Annotated in this window: 14 protein-coding genes and 1 pseudogene; all 15 read left to right on the top strand. The window is 45.3% G+C overall.

From position 1 onward, the window contains the following. The 15 genes and pseudogenes from rpmF (at position 1) to murB (ending at position 16,739) form a co-directional block, all read left to right on the top strand. Complete coding sequence (rpmF, locus tag G4V62_RS05060; protein WP_165199866.1) at positions 1-174, top strand: 50S ribosomal protein L32; 174 nt, start codon at positions 1-3, stop codon at positions 172-174. Positions 175-342: 168 nt separating this feature from the next. Further along, complete coding sequence (locus G4V62_RS05055; RefSeq protein WP_165199864.1) at positions 343-840, top strand: RsfA family transcriptional regulator; 498 nt, start codon at positions 343-345, stop codon at positions 838-840. Between the two features lie 177 nt (positions 841-1,017). Next, positions 1,018-1,395: a DUF3397 domain-containing protein gene (locus G4V62_RS05050; RefSeq protein WP_165199862.1), complete on the top strand. Its 378-nt coding sequence runs from the start codon at positions 1,018-1,020 to the stop codon at positions 1,393-1,395. A gap of 93 nt (positions 1,396-1,488) precedes the next feature. Further along, positions 1,489-3,108, top strand: coding sequence for a bacillithiol biosynthesis cysteine-adding enzyme BshC (gene bshC / locus G4V62_RS05045; protein WP_165199860.1), 1,620 nt, complete (start codon positions 1,489-1,491; stop codon positions 3,106-3,108). A gap of 185 nt (positions 3,109-3,293) precedes the next feature. Beyond that, positions 3,294-3,725 carry a division/cell wall cluster transcriptional repressor MraZ gene (gene mraZ / locus G4V62_RS05040; protein WP_165200058.1) on the top strand — a complete coding sequence of 144 codons (432 nt, stop codon included), beginning with the start codon at positions 3,294-3,296 and terminating at the stop codon, positions 3,723-3,725. Between the two features lie 40 nt (positions 3,726-3,765). Then, positions 3,766-4,707 (top strand): 16S rRNA (cytosine(1402)-N(4))-methyltransferase RsmH, encoded by a 942-nt coding sequence (rsmH, locus tag G4V62_RS05035; RefSeq protein ID WP_165199858.1) that lies wholly within the window; start codon positions 3,766-3,768, stop codon positions 4,705-4,707. Positions 4,708-4,723: 16 nt separating this feature from the next. Further along, positions 4,724-5,092 (top strand): cell division protein FtsL, encoded by a 369-nt coding sequence (ftsL, locus tag G4V62_RS19755; protein ID WP_165199856.1) that lies wholly within the window; start codon positions 4,724-4,726, stop codon positions 5,090-5,092. A gap of 70 nt (positions 5,093-5,162) precedes the next feature. Beyond that, on the top strand, positions 5,163-7,376 hold the full coding sequence (locus tag G4V62_RS05025) for a penicillin-binding protein (RefSeq protein ID WP_165199854.1): 2,214 nt from the start codon (positions 5,163-5,165) through the stop codon (positions 7,374-7,376). A 67-nt stretch (positions 7,377-7,443) separates the two neighbouring features. Beyond that, a complete protein-coding gene (locus G4V62_RS05020; protein ID WP_165199852.1) occupies positions 7,444-9,402 on the top strand; it encodes a stage V sporulation protein D in 1,959 nt (652 codons plus the stop codon). Positions 9,403-9,485: 83 nt separating this feature from the next. Further along, positions 9,486-10,958 (top strand): UDP-N-acetylmuramoyl-L-alanyl-D-glutamate--2,6-diaminopimelate ligase, encoded by a 1,473-nt coding sequence (locus tag G4V62_RS05015; protein WP_165199850.1) that lies wholly within the window; start codon positions 9,486-9,488, stop codon positions 10,956-10,958. Further along, positions 10,958-12,316 (top strand): UDP-N-acetylmuramoyl-tripeptide--D-alanyl-D-alanine ligase, encoded by a 1,359-nt coding sequence (locus tag G4V62_RS05010; RefSeq protein ID WP_165199848.1) that lies wholly within the window; start codon positions 10,958-10,960, stop codon positions 12,314-12,316. The genes G4V62_RS05015 and G4V62_RS05010 overlap by 1 nt, the downstream gene beginning before the upstream one ends. A 16-nt stretch (positions 12,317-12,332) precedes the next feature. Then, a pseudogene (gene mraY, locus G4V62_RS05005) lies at positions 12,333-13,306 on the top strand (phospho-N-acetylmuramoyl-pentapeptide-transferase). 1 nt (position 13,307) lies between these two features. Continuing rightward, positions 13,308-14,660, top strand: a complete 1,353-nt coding sequence (gene murD / locus G4V62_RS05000; protein WP_165199846.1) for a UDP-N-acetylmuramoyl-L-alanine--D-glutamate ligase — start codon at positions 13,308-13,310, stop codon at positions 14,658-14,660. A 51-nt stretch (positions 14,661-14,711) separates the two neighbouring features. Continuing rightward, the gene (gene spoVE / locus G4V62_RS04995; RefSeq protein ID WP_165199844.1) at positions 14,712-15,803 is read left to right on the top strand and encodes a stage V sporulation protein E; all 1,092 of its coding nucleotides are present in this window, start codon (positions 14,712-14,714) and stop codon (positions 15,801-15,803) included. A gap of 18 nt (positions 15,804-15,821) precedes the next feature. After that, positions 15,822-16,739: a UDP-N-acetylmuramate dehydrogenase gene (gene murB, locus G4V62_RS04990; RefSeq protein WP_165199842.1), complete on the top strand. Its 918-nt coding sequence runs from the start codon at positions 15,822-15,824 to the stop codon at positions 16,737-16,739. The last annotated feature ends 165 nt before the right edge of the window (positions 16,740-16,904 follow it).

Below are 16,904 nucleotides of genomic sequence, written 5' to 3'. Positions count from 1 at the left end.
ATGGCAGTACCTAAGAGAAGAACATCAACAACACGTAAAAATAAACGTCGTACGCACTTTAAAATGCGTGTACCTGGTATGGTTGAGTGTCCGAACTGTAGTGAGCTAAAGCTTTCACACCGTGTGTGCAAATCTTGCGGTCATTACAAAGGCAAAGAAGTTGTAAGCAAATAATGGCTTGCAGTAAAAGCATTCGCTAAAAAAGCGGATGCTTTTTTAAATGGCAAGCTGCAAAGAGGCTGGCTCCATGAGTTGAAATTGTGATTTTCAGAGATTTGAAAGTCTATCTTTTGAGTATGTCGCATATGTTTTATAAGCAACTGCACAAAAGGGGGATGCCTTGTGAAGATTCGACAAGATGCATGGAGTAGTGAGGAAGACGAGCTATTGGCTCAAGTCGTGCTCCGACATATACGTTCAGGAAGTACACAGCTTAAAGCATTTGAAGAGGTTGCAGTACAAGTGCAGCGAACACCTGCAGCTTGTGGGTTTCGCTGGAATGCTGCAATTCGCAAACAGTGTTCAGAGCAAATTGAAGAGGCGAAAGCGTCGCGTAAGCAACAAGGGATTGTAGTAGACCAGGCAATGAATGATGATGGAATGAATGAAGAAACAAGAGGCGTCGCAGAAGCTTTAGATGCAGCTAAAAAAGCTTGGAGAGAGCACGCGGAAGAGTATGAACAACTACAGGCACTGTTAGATAAACAAAAGGAAGAGAAACAGCATCTTCAAGAAAAAGTAATTGCGCTAGAGTCAGAGCTATCGGATTTAACTGAGAAATACCAGTCGTTCATGCGAGTGATTGCTGAGGCACGTGAATGGTCGAAAAATGTGCGCTAATTAGTGAGGCTTTCCGCTCAGGGGCTCACAGACCGTTGACAAAGCTCATTTTAAACTTTGTCAGCACTCTAGGCTTTCCTCTAGGAAGGCTTTTTTTGTTTGGAGAAAAAACTGTTGTTTTAGAAAACACGCCTGTATAATGGCAAAAGAAAGAGTGTAAAATGAGGAGCTTGAATGATGCTAATTTCTTTGTTAGCCGTAATGATGATCTGTCCTCCTTTTGTGTTTGTACTTCTATGGTTTATTTTGCGTAAACGGGTAGGGAACAGAAAGGCATTTTTTCTTACGGTAGATCTAACGACGATATTGTTTATTTTTAGTGTGCATTTTTTGCTCATGGATTTGCTGCGGATATCACTGTTTTGGTTTTTGGTCATCGTGATTTGCTTGATAATAGCTGGGTTTGTTATTAGACAGTGGCGTTTAGGAGAGCGCATTGAGCTGTGGAAAGCGCTACGAAGCACATGGCGCCTTAGTTTCTTAATTTTTGCAACAGGCTACTGGTTATTGCTGTTCATTGGCGTAGTGATCCATATTGTTGCGTTATTTAGCTAAGCAGTTCAATGTTTTTTCATTATTCTTTTTGCTATACTGTTCGATAGATATCCCGCTTCACATGCAAAGGGAATGCAGAAAGGAAGGCTCGACATGTATGTCAGAACGACCACCCATATCCAAGGAAATTCGCTTTTAAAAGCATACATAAATGAAGAAGAGTCGGTTTGTGACCGATTTGATTACAACTTAAATGATGATGGGATGCGAGCGCGACTCGCATCTTTGCAAAATCGTGATTTTCCGAGGGGAGAGCTTGCGGATCTTTTGCATGCTTTTAATCAACAGCTAGACGCAGATGAAACGACTTTTAGAAATATTGAACGTTTAAAAGATCGAGATGCCGTCACGGTTGTCTGCGGACAGCAGGCTGGTTTTTTAACGGGACCTCTATTTACGCTGTTTAAAACGATTCGAACCATCCAGTGGGCGCGCACGCAAGAAATGAAGCTTGGCGTTCCCGTCATTCCTGTCTTTTGGATTGCAGGTGAAGATCATGATTTTCCGGAAATTAATCATTTGTTCTTACCATCAGGGGATAAGCTTCAGAAGAAAGCGCTCCCTAGGCATGAGAAGGTGAAACAATCAGTTTCAGATATGAAGCTTGACTATCAAGCTGCAGAAGAGCTGCTACAAGAAGCTTTTTTAGCGTACGGAGAAACTCCTTTTACGAAAGATCTATATAAATTGGCTGTTGATGAGCTTCATTCCTCGACAACTTATGTTGATTTCTTCGGCAGGTTAATGGCAAAACTTTTTGCCCATGAAGGTGTCGTCTTTATCAATGCCCATGATCCCGAGTTACGGAAACTAGAAGCGCCTTTTTTTCGTGAGCTGCTAATGAAAAATGAAGCTGTGCATCGTCATGTTTTTCATTCGCAAGAAAAGCTAGTTAAAGAAGGCTTCGGAAAACCTCTTGATTTAGACCGGGAACTTGCCCACATATTTGTTCATTCTAAAGGTGAACGCTTTTTACTAGAGCGTCTATCTGACCAGCGTTTTACAGACCGTCAACGGACATTGCTGTATGATATAGACGAGCTTCTTGTGATGGCTGAGAATGAACCTGACAAACTAAGTAATAACGTAGTTACACGTCCATTAATGCAAGAGTACGTTTTGCCCGTGTTGACATTTGTTGCGGGGCCAGGAGAACTTCTCTATTGGTCCGTTCTAAAGGATGCTTTTCATGAATTTGGTTTTACTTTACCTCCGATTGTTCCGCGAATGCATGCGACGATCGTTGATTCGACTGCTCGTAAATGGATGGATACGTATCAATTGACGGTTGAAGATATTTGTCAGGAGGGAGTGGATGTGTTTCGCGCGCAACGTGAAGCGCAGCTGCAAACCGATCAGCTCGGTCATATTCTTCAGCAGCTTAGTGAGCATTATGAGGAGATGAATACCCTATTCTCTTCATTGGCAGCTGAATTGCCGGATGGTCAGACGGTAGCTGATGCAGCACGTCGTCAATGGAACAAACAGCGAACATGGTTGGAAAAGCGGTTTGGTCAGTCGATACGAAAAGCACATCAACAAGAACTTGCTGGGTATCCAACGTTAGAGACGTTGCTGTTCCCTGGAAAAACTCCACAGGATCGCGTGTATAACGGCTTTTATTGGCTCAATCGGTTTGGTGTGGATTGGATTCACGAGCTTATTGCAGAGCCTATTGTCAACGATCATTACATGCAACAAATTGAGCTGTAATGACCCTTTAGACAGCTTCGTCTCGCGCGGGAAATTTAATAAACGTGTTTGGTGACACATAAGTGATAAAAAAAACTTGCCAACGACGGCAGGTTTTTTTTAGTTACAAAAGAATAATATAGTATTAAGAGTGGTGGAAAGTGGAGCGTTGTGGTAAGTTAGTAGGTGAAAGTGGGGCAGCCGATATGTTCATGGGAGAATACCACCATTCAATCGACGCGAAGGGCCGCATTATCATTCCTTCTAAATTTAGACAGCCGCTCGGTGAATTGTTTGTCATTACCCGAGGCTTGGATCAATGTCTATTTATTTATCCAATGGCAGAATGGCAGCACTTAGTAGATAAATTAAAACAGCTGCCACTGACGAAGAAGGACGCTCGTGCGTTTACTCGTTTCTTTTTATCGGGAGCTTCCGAATGTGAGCTGGATAAACAGGGAAGAATAAACATTACGACACCTCTGTGTAAATATGCGTCGCTTGAAAAAGAATGCGTCATTATAGGCGTGTCCAACCGTATTGAAGTATGGGGTAAAGATGCGTGGGACAACTATTTTGACATCTCCCAAGAGAGCTTCTCTGAATTGGCTGAGAATATGCTGGATGTAGACATATAAGCCTTCAGTAGAAAGAGAAAGCGAGAAAGGTGTGGCAACAATGTTTCAGCATACAACAGTGCTACTCGAAGAATCTGTGGAGGCACTACATATTCAGCCTTCAGGCACTTACATCGACTGTACGCTCGGTGGCGGGGGTCACTCGAAGCGTATTTTGGAGCAGCTAAATGACGAGGGCACGCTTTATGCCTTTGATCAAGACGAAACCGCGCTTGAAGCCGCGAAGAAAGCCTTAACATCCACCTATCCAAACCTTCACTTAATCCATAGTAATTTTAAACATCTAAAAGCAAATATGTTTGAGAGAGACATTCAGGGAGTTCATGGGGTGTTATTTGATCTAGGCGTCTCTTCACCTCAGCTAGATGAAGGGGAGCGGGGTTTTTCATTTCATCAAGATGCCCCTTTAGATATGCGTATGGATCAGAAGCAGAAAGAATCTGCATACGAGGTTGTGAATGAATGGCCGTATGAGCAGCTTGTCCGTATCTTTTTTCAGTATGGGGAAGAAAAGTTTGCCAAATCCATTGCCAGAAGGATTGAAGCAGTACGTGAGCGCCAACCCATAGAAACGACAGGACAGCTTGTGGAAGTGATTAAAGAAGGGATTCCGGCTGCGGCACGCCGTAAAGGTGGTCATCCCGCAAAACGAGTTTTCCAAGCCATTCGCATTGCTGTGAACGATGAGCTTAATGTATTTGAGCAAGCATTACAGCAAGCGATCGACCTGTTGCTTCCAGGAGGGCGGATTGCTGTCATTACGTTTCATTCGTTGGAAGATCGTATTTGTAAACGCCTATTTAAAGAGCTGAGTACACCGAAGGAAGTGCCACGAGGGCTTCCGGTGCTTCCAGATGAGATGAAGCCACTGCTACGCCTAGTTAATCGAAAGCCATTGTTACCATCCGAGACTGAATTAGCAGTAAATCGGAGGGCGCGATCGGCAAAATTAAGGGTTGCGGAAAAATTAGAGCACCATTGATTTGGGAGGGACGTGTGTGGGGAATAATGCTTTAGCTAGACAAAAAAGGCTACAGTCTGAACCGCAAAAGCGTGTTGTTCGCGTTAAAAAGAGTAAAATAGCACCTGTAGAAATGCTTTTGTACATTGGGGTTTCTTCTGTTTTTATCGGTTTAGCGGTCATTATTTTAATGAATAGCGCCTCGATTTATCAGGCGAATTATGAAACCAAGTCCCTTGACACTTCTATTGGAGAGATCCAAGACCAGATCGATGGACTTGAAGAAGAAAAGGCAATCTTAAGCCAGCCTGACCGTATAAAAGAAATTGCTGAAAAACACGGATTAACACTCAATAAAGATCAAGTCAAAAATGTGCAAAGCGAGGAACCGGGGGATCGCGAATGAGTAACAAAAAAAACCCATCCGTAAATGCAGGAGTCAGGATATTGCTATTGGTCTTTATCCTGCTCTTTTTGTGCTTTTCGGAAGATTAGTCTACCTTCAGGCGGCGAAACAAGTTGAAGGTGTCGATTTAGAAGAATACGCTCAAAATCAGCGGCTTGTTTCCGAAACATTGGACGCAAAGCGAGGGACGATTTACGATCGAAACAGTTTACCGCTTGCTCAGGATGTTCAATCCTATACACTTTATGCAATTGTGCGTGAGACCTTCCCAGGGAGTGTGAAAGATAAGGAGAAGGTGGCTAAGGAATTGGCGCCGATTCTAGGTGTTGAACAATCCTATCTCTATAATCAACTAGATGTCTCATCCACCGAAGAAGATCCTGGGCCGTTCCAAGTGGAATTTGGAACAGCCGGCAGTAAACTAAGTTATGAAGTTATGGAAGAGATTGAGGCACTTGATTTAGAAGGTGTCTACTTTCGAAGAGAAAATAAACGGTTTTATCCCAATGGGGCTTTTGCCTCGCATGTCCTCGGATATACTCATGAAAATGAAGAAGGCGACATCGTCGGCGCGATGGGTCTTGAGCAAGCGCTAAATGATCAGTTGGCGGCTACGCCAGGGCAAATGAAATACGGTCGTGATAAGCACAATGTGCGCATTGACGATGTTGAATCATCCATCACGCCTCCAGATAATGGAGATTTTGTTTATTTAACACTTGATCAAAAAATTCAAGGGTTCCTTGAAGACGCGATGAATCGTGTTCACGAAGAGTATACACCTGAAAATATGATTGGGATTGTCGCCAACCCTAAAACGGGTGAAATTTTAGCGATGGCCAATTATCCGACGTTTGATCCGAATACGAGAGACATTACGAACTATCAAAACGACGCTATTTCCTATCGTTTTGAGCCTGGATCAACAATGAAAGTTTTTACACTTGCTGCTGCGATTGAAGAAGGGGTCTTTGATCCGAATGCGTATTTTCAATCAGGTAGATATTCTTTTAATGGATCATCATCTATTAGTGACGTAAGAACGCATTGGGGCACAATTACGTATTTAGAAGGCATCCAACGTTCATCCAACGTTGTCGTTGGGATTCTCGGGATGGAAAAACTCGGTCCAGAGTTGTTTTTAGAGTATCTAAAATCATTTGGGTTAGATCAACCGACAGGGATTGACTTACCGAATGAAGCAAGCGGGAGGCTTTTGTATAATTATCCGATCGAACAATTAACGACGACCTTTGGTCAAGGCTCTGCCATCACACCGATTCAACAAGTTCAAGGAATGACCGCTATTGCAAACGGTGGGAAAATGATGAAGCCTTATATCATTAAGGAGATTCGGGATAGTGACACAGATGAAGTAACCTACCAATCTGAACCTGAAGTGGCAGGTACGCCTATTTCAGCAGATACTGCTAAGCAAGTGACAGAGATTCTCGGGACAGTCGTCTCGTCTTCCGTCGGAACAGGTAGAGCCTATGAGATGGAAGGTTATGATATTGCCGGAAAAACAGGAACAGCGCAAATTGCAGGCGAAGACGGGAGGTATATGACGGGTCATAACAATTATATTTTCTCGTTTCTCGGTGCTGTTCCCGAAAAAGACCCTGAGCTTGTGTTTTACGTAGGAATTAAACAGCCTAAGCTCGGATTAAACCAATACGGCTATCCGGAAAACGGCTCACAGCCAGTTGCTAAAGTCGTCAAGCCTTTAGTTCATAACAGTATGCAGTATTTAGATATCGCTCCGAAAGCGGCTCAAGAAAAAATAGCGGCAAGCCAAACGGGCAATACCGTTCCTGATCTGAATGGTATGGATTCGGCCCAGGCACAACAAGTGCTTGCTGAATCAGGACTGACTCCAGTCATCATTGGTGAAGGGGCCGTTCAAGAACAGAGACCTCTGCCGCAACAGAAAGTACTGTCAGGCTCGCGAGTATTTGTCCTCGCTGGCGATTCATATACGATGCCTGATTTGACAGGGTATAGTTATCGCGAGTTTATGATCTTGGCAGAGTTGCTCGGCGTTGAGCCGAATACGATGGGGAGTGGTTATGTGACAACGCAAAGCATTCAGCCGGGGCATACCGTTGTGCAAGGCGATTACGTCGTTGTCGAGCTAGCAGAGCCAAATCCAGAAAAAGATGAAGCGTCATTGGAAGAAACAGCTAAGGACGGTGCGGGCGAATCTGAAGAAGCCGACCCTTCTGCTACTGATGCGAATGGTACCGAGGAAACACTTCCGCCTTCTGAGGAGGAAACGAGCTAGAGAGATCGGTTCTACGAGGAGAGACGAGCGCATAGAGTGGACTAGCTAGAGAAGGAGGGTCCCGCTTGTGTTTGTTTCGAATCGAACCGTTCGAAAACGACTCATTTACTTACTGTTTGCCGGTGGCATTGTGTTTGCGATTATTGCCGCACGCCTAGTTTATGTACAAGTGTTTGAGGCGGAGAGTCTTACTGAGAAGGCTGAGGAGCTTTGGAGCCGGGATTTACCTTTTGAACCAGAGCGCGGGGAGATCTTGGACCGAAATGGCGTTCCTTTAGCGACGAATGTAAGCGCACCGTCTTTGTATGTCGTCCCAAGGCAAATTGAAAATCCCGCAGAGGCTGCTAAACAGGTGGCACCTGTGCTCGAAATGACTGTAGAGCGCGCGTACGATTTTATGACGAAAAATGAAAATATCGTTAAGGTTCATCCGGAAGGCAGGAAGCTATCAGAGGACAAAGTAAAAGCCATTCGGGCATTAGAATTGGCCGGCGTGTATGTCACGCAAGATTCAAAAAGGCACTACCCGTTTGGAAGTTATTTATCGCACGTGCTCGGCTTTACAGGCATTGACAATCAAGGCTTGACTGGTTTAGAAGCGATTTACAATGACGAGCTTGAAGGAGAAAGAGGATCGTTATCGTTTATGTCGGACGCAAAAGGGCAGCGTCTGAAAGGAGAGGCCGATCGCTATAAAGCGCCAGTGGATGGTTTGGACTTGCGGTTGACGATCGACTCCAAGGTACAGACAATCATTGAGCGTGAATTAGACGAAGCCGAGGCCAAATTTTCTCCAGATGGGCTGATGGCCATCGCGATGGATCCAAACACAGGTGAAATTTTAGGGATGTCGAGCCGGCCTGACTATGATCCAGAAGAGTATAAAGAAGTTCCTCCAGAAGTGTATAATCGCAATTTGCCGATATGGAGTACGTTTGAGCCGGGATCGACGTTTAAAGTGATCACGCTTGCCTCCGTCCTTGAAGAAAAGCTCCTAGACTTAGACAACGATACATTTCATGATTCCGGCTCAATTAAAGTCGGCGGCGCTAAAATTAAATGCTGGAAGCGCGGCGGTCACGGTTCACAAACCTTTCTTGAGGTCGTACAAAATTCGTGCAACCCCGGATTTGTCGTTATGGGACAAAAGCTCGGGAAGGAGAAACTCTTCCAATATGTGCACGACTTTGGCTTTGGTAAAAAAACGGGCATTGATTTGCAAGGAGAAGGTACGGGCATTTTATTTGATCTCGACCGTGTCGGCCCTGTAGAGCAGGCAACGACCTCGTTTGGTCAAGGGATAAGTGTCACGCCGATCCAGCAAGTCACAGCGGTCGCTGCAGCTGTCAACGGTGGGTATTTATATCAGCCTTATGTAGCAAAAGAGTGGGTAGACCCAGAGAGCGGATTGGTTGTCGATAAAGAAACACCAGTGATGAAACGACAAGTGATTTCTGAAGAAACATCAAAAGAGGTGCGCCGTGCTTTAGAGAGCGTCGTCGCTCAAGGGACAGGGAAGAATGCATTCGTCGAAGGCTACCGCGTCGGCGGCAAAACAGGAACGGCACAAAAAGCTGTCGACGGAAAATATTTACAAAACAACTATATCGTTTCTTTCATGGGCGTAGCACCGATGGATGATCCGCAAATCGTTGTCTTTGTGGCAGTGGACAATCCAAAAGGTACAGTTCAATTTGGTGGGGTTGTTGCTGCGCCTGTTGCTGGGAATATTATTGGCGATAGCTTAATGGCACTCGGCGTTGAAAAAAGAAGTGGACAAATTGAGAAAGAGCGAACGTATACCGATCCAATTCTTGTGGAAGTGCCGAACCTTTTAGGGTTGACGAAAAAGGAAATCAGGCATCATTTGTCCAGCTTTACGATAGAGCATAACGGTGAAGGCGATGTCATTGTTGCCCAAGCTCCTGCGCCTGGAGAAAAAGTAGAGAAAGGTGCTGTCATTCGTGTATACTGGGGCGAGAAAGCCACTTTAAACAACGAGTCAAAAGCAGGTGTTAATGATTAAGGAAGTTCGTTGTTTGTTAACACTTCTATAGTGAAGTGATGATGTAGAAAAAATCTTTTAGTTGTAGTTTAGGGGTGAGGGCGTTGAAGTTAAATGAACTGATCAAGCAAGCATTGCCTTTTTTTCGAGAACCTGTTCCAGCGCTTGACGTACAGGGCATTTCAATGGATACGAGAAAGACAGAGGACGGGGATCTCTTCGTATGTATTCAAGGAACACGCTTTGATAGTCATGAGCTCGTTGGTGAAGCGGAGGCGCAAGGCGCTGTAGCGATAATCGCTGAAAAACCTGTCAATACGACGCTTCCCGTTTTGCTTGTGAATGACTCACGAACAGCGCTCGCCCAAGTGGCGAACGCGTTTTTTGGGTATCCAAGTGATGCGCTTCACCTGACAGGGGTGACAGGGACAAACGGGAAGACGACGACGACGTATATTATTCAATCGATCTATGAGTGTCATGCGCAAAAAACGGCGACAATGGGTACTGTTGGACTTCGTATCGGCGAAGCGACATATCCATTACCAAACACAACGCCAGAGTCTCTTACGGTTCAACAGTCGCTTCGGCAGATGATGAACGAAGGTGTCGAAAGAGCGGTGATGGAAGTGTCATCTCATGCCCTCGTAGAAGGACGAACGAGAGGCTGCCAATTTAATGTCGCCGTATTTACGAATTTAAGTCAAGACCACCTTAATTTCCACTCGTCGATGGAAGCTTATAAAGATGCGAAGCGGCTGCTCTTTTCGTCTCTTCCTGCATGGCAGAAAGATGTATCTGAAACGTATGCTGTGCTCAATGTAGATGATCCCGTTTTTTCGTCTTTTCGTAATGTAACTCAGGCTGCTATATTGACGTATGGTATTCGGCAAAAAGCAGACGTCATGGCCAAAGATCTGTCATTACAAGGACATGGCACGAGCTTCACGTTAGTGACACCAGAAGGCACATGCAAAGTGACCCTTCCGTTGGCAGGCACCTTTAACGTTTATAATACATTAGCCGCTGCTGCCGCTTGTTATGCAGGAGGGGTCGCTATAACGGAAATCAAAGCAGGCCTTGAGCGCATTCAAGGAGTACCAGGACGTTTTGAGCTTGTTGATGCCGGACAAGGTTTCCCGGTCATTGTTGATTATGCACATACACCAGACAGTTTGAAAAACGTGCTTCAGACAGCGAGAGAGCTGACGAAAAATCGCTTGCTTGTCGTCTGTGGCTGTGGAGGGGACCGCGACCGAACGAAGCGTCCGAAAATGGCGCAAGTAGCGGTACACTATGCTGAAGTCGCTATTTTTACGAACGATAATCCACGTACCGAAAGCCCCGAGCAAATTTTCTCTGACATGATTGAGCCGCTAGACGAAAGTAAGCATCAGTTCACTGTCATTGAAGATCGGCGTGAAGCGATTTATAGAGCGATCAATGATGCACAAGAAGGCGATGTCATTTTGATCGCAGGTAAAGGGCATGAAACGTATCAAATCATCGGAGATCACACGGTTCATTTTGATGATCGGGAAGAAGCGCGTGAGGCACTGAAGGAGAGGCTAAGATGATGAACTTACCCATTGAAGAGTTACAGCAATTGTTCCCAGATCATCGTTTAGCAAGCAATGTCCCGTCTAGCATTACGATGGTGTCACGTGATACGAGAGAAGAGATGTCGGGTGGACTTTATGTTCCTATTGTTGGCGAACGGTTTAATGGACACGATTTTGCTGCAGATGCTGTAAAGCAAGGGGCAGTCGCGTTGTTATGGGCACGCAGTGAAACGCTCCCTCCATCGGTGGAAGAAGCATGCAGTATCTTTTTTGTAGATGATACAATTGAAGGGCTGCAAAAACTAGCTGCGCATTATGTCAAAAATATTCACCCAGTCGTGATCGCCATTACCGGGAGTAATGGAAAAACAACGGTAAAAGATCTTGTTGCCAGTGTCTGTAAAGAGCGGGGGCGAACCCACCAAACAGCAGGCAATCTAAATAATCATATCGGGGTGCCGTTAACGATTCTTTCAATGTCTCCGGATACAGAATACCTTGTTTTAGAGATGGGGATGAATCATAAAGGAGAAATTGAGTGCTTAAGTGACATTGCCCAACCTTCGTTTGCCATCATTACGAATATCGGCGAGTCCCACATTGAATATTTAGGCTCACGGGAAGGGATTGCTGAAGCGAAAAAAGAAATTGCTTACGGTTTACAAGATCGAGGCATGTTGATTGTCGATGGGGATGAGCCGTTACTTGACGGGTGGGAAACCTCTAGGGTAAAACGAATCGGCTTTTCGCCAACATCCGACAGCAAATTGGTGTTAAATGGTCAAAATCATCGTGAGCAGCGATTTGCTCTAGATGGTGAAGAATACACATTACCGTTTTTAGGAGAGCATAATGTAAAGAATGCAGCGTATGCAGTAACCATTGGAAAAGCACTCAAGATGGAAACGGCCGCGATCCAGCGAGGTTTAACGCAGGCAACAATGACACCAATGCGTATGGAGCGCCTTGAAGGGCCAAATGGAAGTATCATTCTTCAGGATGCTTACAATGCAAGCCCGACGTCAATGAAGGCGGCGTTAAAAACATTAAAATCACTCGAGCAGGCGACAGCAAAAATTGCTGTACTCGGTGATATTTTTGAACTTGGAAACATGTACGAGGCAGAGATGCATCGAAGTGTCGGGCGCGAAGTGTCGGCGCCAGTGACTCATCTCGTTGCCGTTGGTGAGCGCGCAAAGTGGATTGCTGAGGAGGCGCGTAAACAGGGGTCAGTTGATGTCCAGCATGTGTTAGACACGACACAGGCTGCAGAAAGAATCAAACCGTTGTTAAAAGAAAACGCCGTTGTCCTGTTTAAAGCTTCACGAGGGATGCGCTTCGAACAGATCGTAGATGCATTAAAAGACAAATAGGAGGTGACTGGTTATGATTCCTGAAGAAGCATTATTATTTGCAATAGGTCTTGCATTCATTTTGTCTGTACTATTTTCGCCAGTCGCAATTCCTATGCTTAGACGATTAAAGTTTGGTCAAAAAATTCGTGAGGAAGGCCCACAATCGCATCAGAAAAAACGGGAACGCCAACGATGGGCGGCATTATTATTGTTGTCGCTGCTGTATGTGCTGCCGGTTTAATAACGATGCGATACTACTACATAAGTCCAGAGACACTACTAATGCTTGCTGTCTTCTTAGGTTTTTGTTTGATAGGATTTCTCGATGATTTTATTAAAGTCGTACTTAAACGAAACTTAGGGCTTACGTCAAAACAAAAGATGGCTGGCCAGCTTCTCATCTCAATCGGTTTTTGTGTCGGCTTGTATTTACTCGATCATGAAACGTATATTGAGCTTCCGGGCACTGGCTTAAGTGTTGATTTAGGCCTTTTGTTTCCGCTTCTCGTCATATTTATGCTCATCGGTACGTCCAATGCTACGAATTTAACCGATGGCTTGGACGGCTTGCTGGCAGGAACATCAGCTGTTGCCTTTGGTGCCTTCGGTGTTTTAGCTTGGTATCTCGGACAGGTGGATGTCGCTGTTTTTTGTATAGCAATTGTCGGAGCGGTTCTAGGTTTTCTCGTCTTCAATGCGAACCCGGCGAAAGTGTTTATGGGTGACACAGGCTCTCTAGCGCTCGGCGGTGCATTGGCAGCTGTCGCTATTATGACAAAGCTAGAGCTTTTGCTTATTGTTATTGGTGGGGTGTTTGTGCTTGAAACCCTGTCGGTGATCATCCAGGTTATTTCATTTAAGTTGACGGGGAGAAGGGTGTTTAAGATGAGTCCGCTTCATCACCATTATGAGTTATCAGGGTGGTCAGAATGGCGGGTTGTAGTCACCTTCTGGGCGGCTGCTTTTCTCTTTGCTGCGCTTGGAATTTACGTAGAGGTGTGGATATAGGATGAAAAAATTCACGAGTGTAAAGGGAAAACGCGTCCTCGTGATCGGGCTAGCGAAAAGTGGTATGGCTGCGGTGAAGGCGTTGCAGAAACTAGGTGCTGTGATTACGGTCAATGACCGACTGCCTTACCAAGACAATATTGATGCGCAGGCGTTATATAAAGAGGGCATACAAGTCGTGTGTGGTAGCCACCCCGTTCAATTGACTGATCACTGTGATTTCATTGTCAAAAACCCGGGAATCCCATATCAAAATCCGATCATTGAAGCAGCACAAGAAAAAGGCATTCCTGTTTGGACAGAGGTCGAGCTTGCATACCATTTATCTGAAGCTCCGATTGTGGCTGTGACTGGATCAAACGGGAAAACGACGACGACGACGCTCATCCATGAAATGCTGCTCGCCTCAGGTGTTTCGTCCCGAATTGCTGGAAATATCGGCACCGTGGCTGTAGACGTCGCTCAAGAAGCAACAGCTGATGATGTCATCGTCATGGAGCTTTCAAGCTTTCAACTTGCGGGAACAGAAGCATTTAGACCGCATGCTGCGGTTCTGCTCAATCTTTACGAGGCGCATTTAGACTATCATCGCTCATGGGAGCATTATATCGCGTCGAAAGCCCGGATTTTTACGAATATGGACGCCTCAGATGATCTTTTTGTTCAGCGACAGGCGCAAGCCTATCTAAAGGAAATCAATGCCTTGCCGCAAGCTCCTTTAGTTACATTTCAGTCGCATGGGTTAAGTGATGAACAAACTGGTGTCCATGAAGGAGTGCTTTGGCTTAAGGGGACGAAGGTCATTGATGTAAACGATATTGCCCTTCCGGGAGCACATAACCTTGAAAATATCGTTGCTGCAGTGCATGCTGCTTCCTCCGCAGGTGCTACGCCCGAAGGCATTGCCCATGTTTTGACTACTTTTACCGGGGTAGCGCACCGGCTGCAGTTTGTAGCAACAGTGGATGGTCGACACTTTTACAATGATTCAAAGGCAACAAATACATTAGCCACGAAGCACGCTTTGTGCGCGTTTACAAAGCCTGTCGTTTTACTTGCTGGTGGCTTGGAGCGTGGTCAGAGCTTCGAGGAATTAAAGGAAAGTATGTCACACGTTCGCGCACTCGTCACTTTTGGTGAAACGGCTGCGCGTTTAGAGCAATTAGGAAATGAAGTAGGGATAGAACACATCGCGCGTGTCGATAATGTAGAAAAAGCAGTGCAGACATCGTACGCTCTTTCTAAATCTGGTGATGTCATTTTATTGTCACCAGCATGCGCGAGTTGGGATCAGTTTAAAACTTTTGAAGAACGAGGAGACATGTTCACCAAGTCTGTGCATACGCTGAATTAGGAGGGGTTGTCTGCCTGCTAATTTCGATACGGACTTGAGGTGTCTTCGTTCATGAAAAAAAACACGCCAGACTTTTTCCTATTTACTGTCACTATGCTTCTCGTAGCGATTGGTATTATTATGGTTTATAGCGCAAGTGCCATTTGGGCGGACTATCGGTTTGAAGATCCATTCTTCTTTGCCAAGCGTCAGCTTTTATTCGCCGGTCTTGGGGTTGTTGCCCTCTTTTTAGTGATGAACATCGACTATTGGAACTGGCGAAAATGGGCACTTATCCTATTAATCATTTGTTTTTTACTGCTTCTGCTCGTATTAATTCCCGGCGTTGGACTTGTTCGAGGTGGAGCGCGAAGCTGGCTTGGTGTCGGTGCTTTTAGCATTCAGCCCTCGGAATTTATTAAATTAGCAATGATTGCCTTTCTAGCTCGGTTTTTAGCAGCTCGACAAAAATATATTGTTGAGTGGCGCAGGGGCGTTTTACCTGCATTAGGCTTAATATTTTCTGCTTTTGGATTGATTATGCTTCAGCCAGACCTAGGAACTGGAACGGTGATGGTCGGTACCTGTATGATTATGCTGTTTATTGCCGGGGCGAGAATCCGCCACTTTGTTGTGCTCGGGGTGGCAGGCTTGGCTGGTTTTACCGCGTTAATTTTATCGGCGCCGTATCGAATTCAGCGAATTACGTCGTTCATGGATCCGTGGTCTGATCCTCTCGGCAGTGGCTTTCAAATCATTCAGTCGTTATACGCTATTGGGCCAGGTGGTTTATTAGGTCTTGGTATTGGTCAATCGAGGCAAAAGTACTTTTATTTGCCGGAGCCGCAAACGGATTTTATTTTTTCGATCGTGGCTGAAGAGCTAGGTTTCATCGGTGGCTTTTTCGTTCTCCTTTTATTTGCCTTTGTGTTGTGGAGAGGAGTCCGCATTGCCCTTGGTGCGCCGGATATGTATGGCTCATTAATTGCGGTAGGCATCTGTACGATGATTGCTTTGCAAGTTGCCATCAATATAGGGGTTGTCACTGGACTTATGCCTGTCACCGGCATCACCCTTCCGTTTCTAAGCTATGGAGGGTCCTCGTTAACATTAATGCTCGTAGCTGTAGGCGTTTTGTTGAATGTAAGCAAGCATGCGAAATGAATAAAGGAGCGTGACAATGTGAAAAATCTGGCGGCAGAATTGGAACAAATAGAGAATGCTTCCGTCCGACAGGATGAGCCGTTGAGCAAACATACAACCATTCGGATTGGCGGCCCTGCAGAATGGTTTGTTATTCCTCATTCTATTGAGGCGCTTAAACAAACTGTCGCGGTGGCGAAAGCCCATCAGGCGCCAATCTTCGTGATTGGACGAGGGTCCAATTTGCTTGTACCTGATGAAGGTTTATCGGGTGTCGTGATTAAACTTGGTAAAGGGTTAGATCATTATAAAAAGGATGGTAATCTCGTGACGGTCGGCGGCGGATATCCGTTTGTAAAGCTGGCTGTGATGACGAGCCGCGACGGTTTGTCTGGGTTTGAATTTGCCGGCGGTATTCCTGGATCCGTTGGTGGTGCGGTCTATATGAATGCAGGCGCACATGGCTCGGATGTTTCTCGCGTCCTAAAAGAAGCACACATTTTATTTGCAGATGGGACAATGGAATGGCTGTCCAATGAAGAGATGAAGTTTTCTTATCGAACGACAGTCTTGCAAAAAGAACGCCCTGGCATTTGTCTAGAGGCGCGATTTCAGCTAAAAGAGGGAAATGCGAAAGACATTACGAACGAGATGAAAACCTATAAGACGTATCGCAAAAATACTCAGCCCTATGATTCACCATGTGCAGGAAGCATTTTCCGTAACCCATTACCCTCATATTCTGGCGAGCTGATTGAGAAAGCAGGGTTAAAGGGGTTTTCCATCGGGGGAGCGCAAGTTTCACCAATGCACGCAAATTTTATCGTCAATATAGGAGACGCCAAAGCAGAGGATGTGAAGGCGGTCATTCGCCACGTTCAAGACACGATATTTGAGAAGACGGGCATTCAACTGCAAACAGAAATTGAAATAATTGGAACAGAGGTAGCGCATTAAACTCATCGCAGCAATTTTGTGTTAAACTAACATTTACGAAGACAACTGAGAAGACGGCCATTCAGCCGTTTTTCTTGCGTTCATCTGCTTTGCTTTTGGAAAAAACATCTACCATCATACTTCTCAGAGGAGAGACTGCACCCAGATGACGATGATAAGAATGGA

It is taken from the genome of Litoribacterium kuwaitense (genome assembly GCF_011058155.1).
GTDB classification, from domain to species: domain Bacteria; phylum Bacillota; class Bacilli; order Bacillales; family DSM-28697; genus Litoribacterium; species Litoribacterium kuwaitense.
The sequence above is the reverse complement of the archived record's forward strand: the minus strand, read 5'-3'. Positions and strand labels throughout refer to the sequence as shown.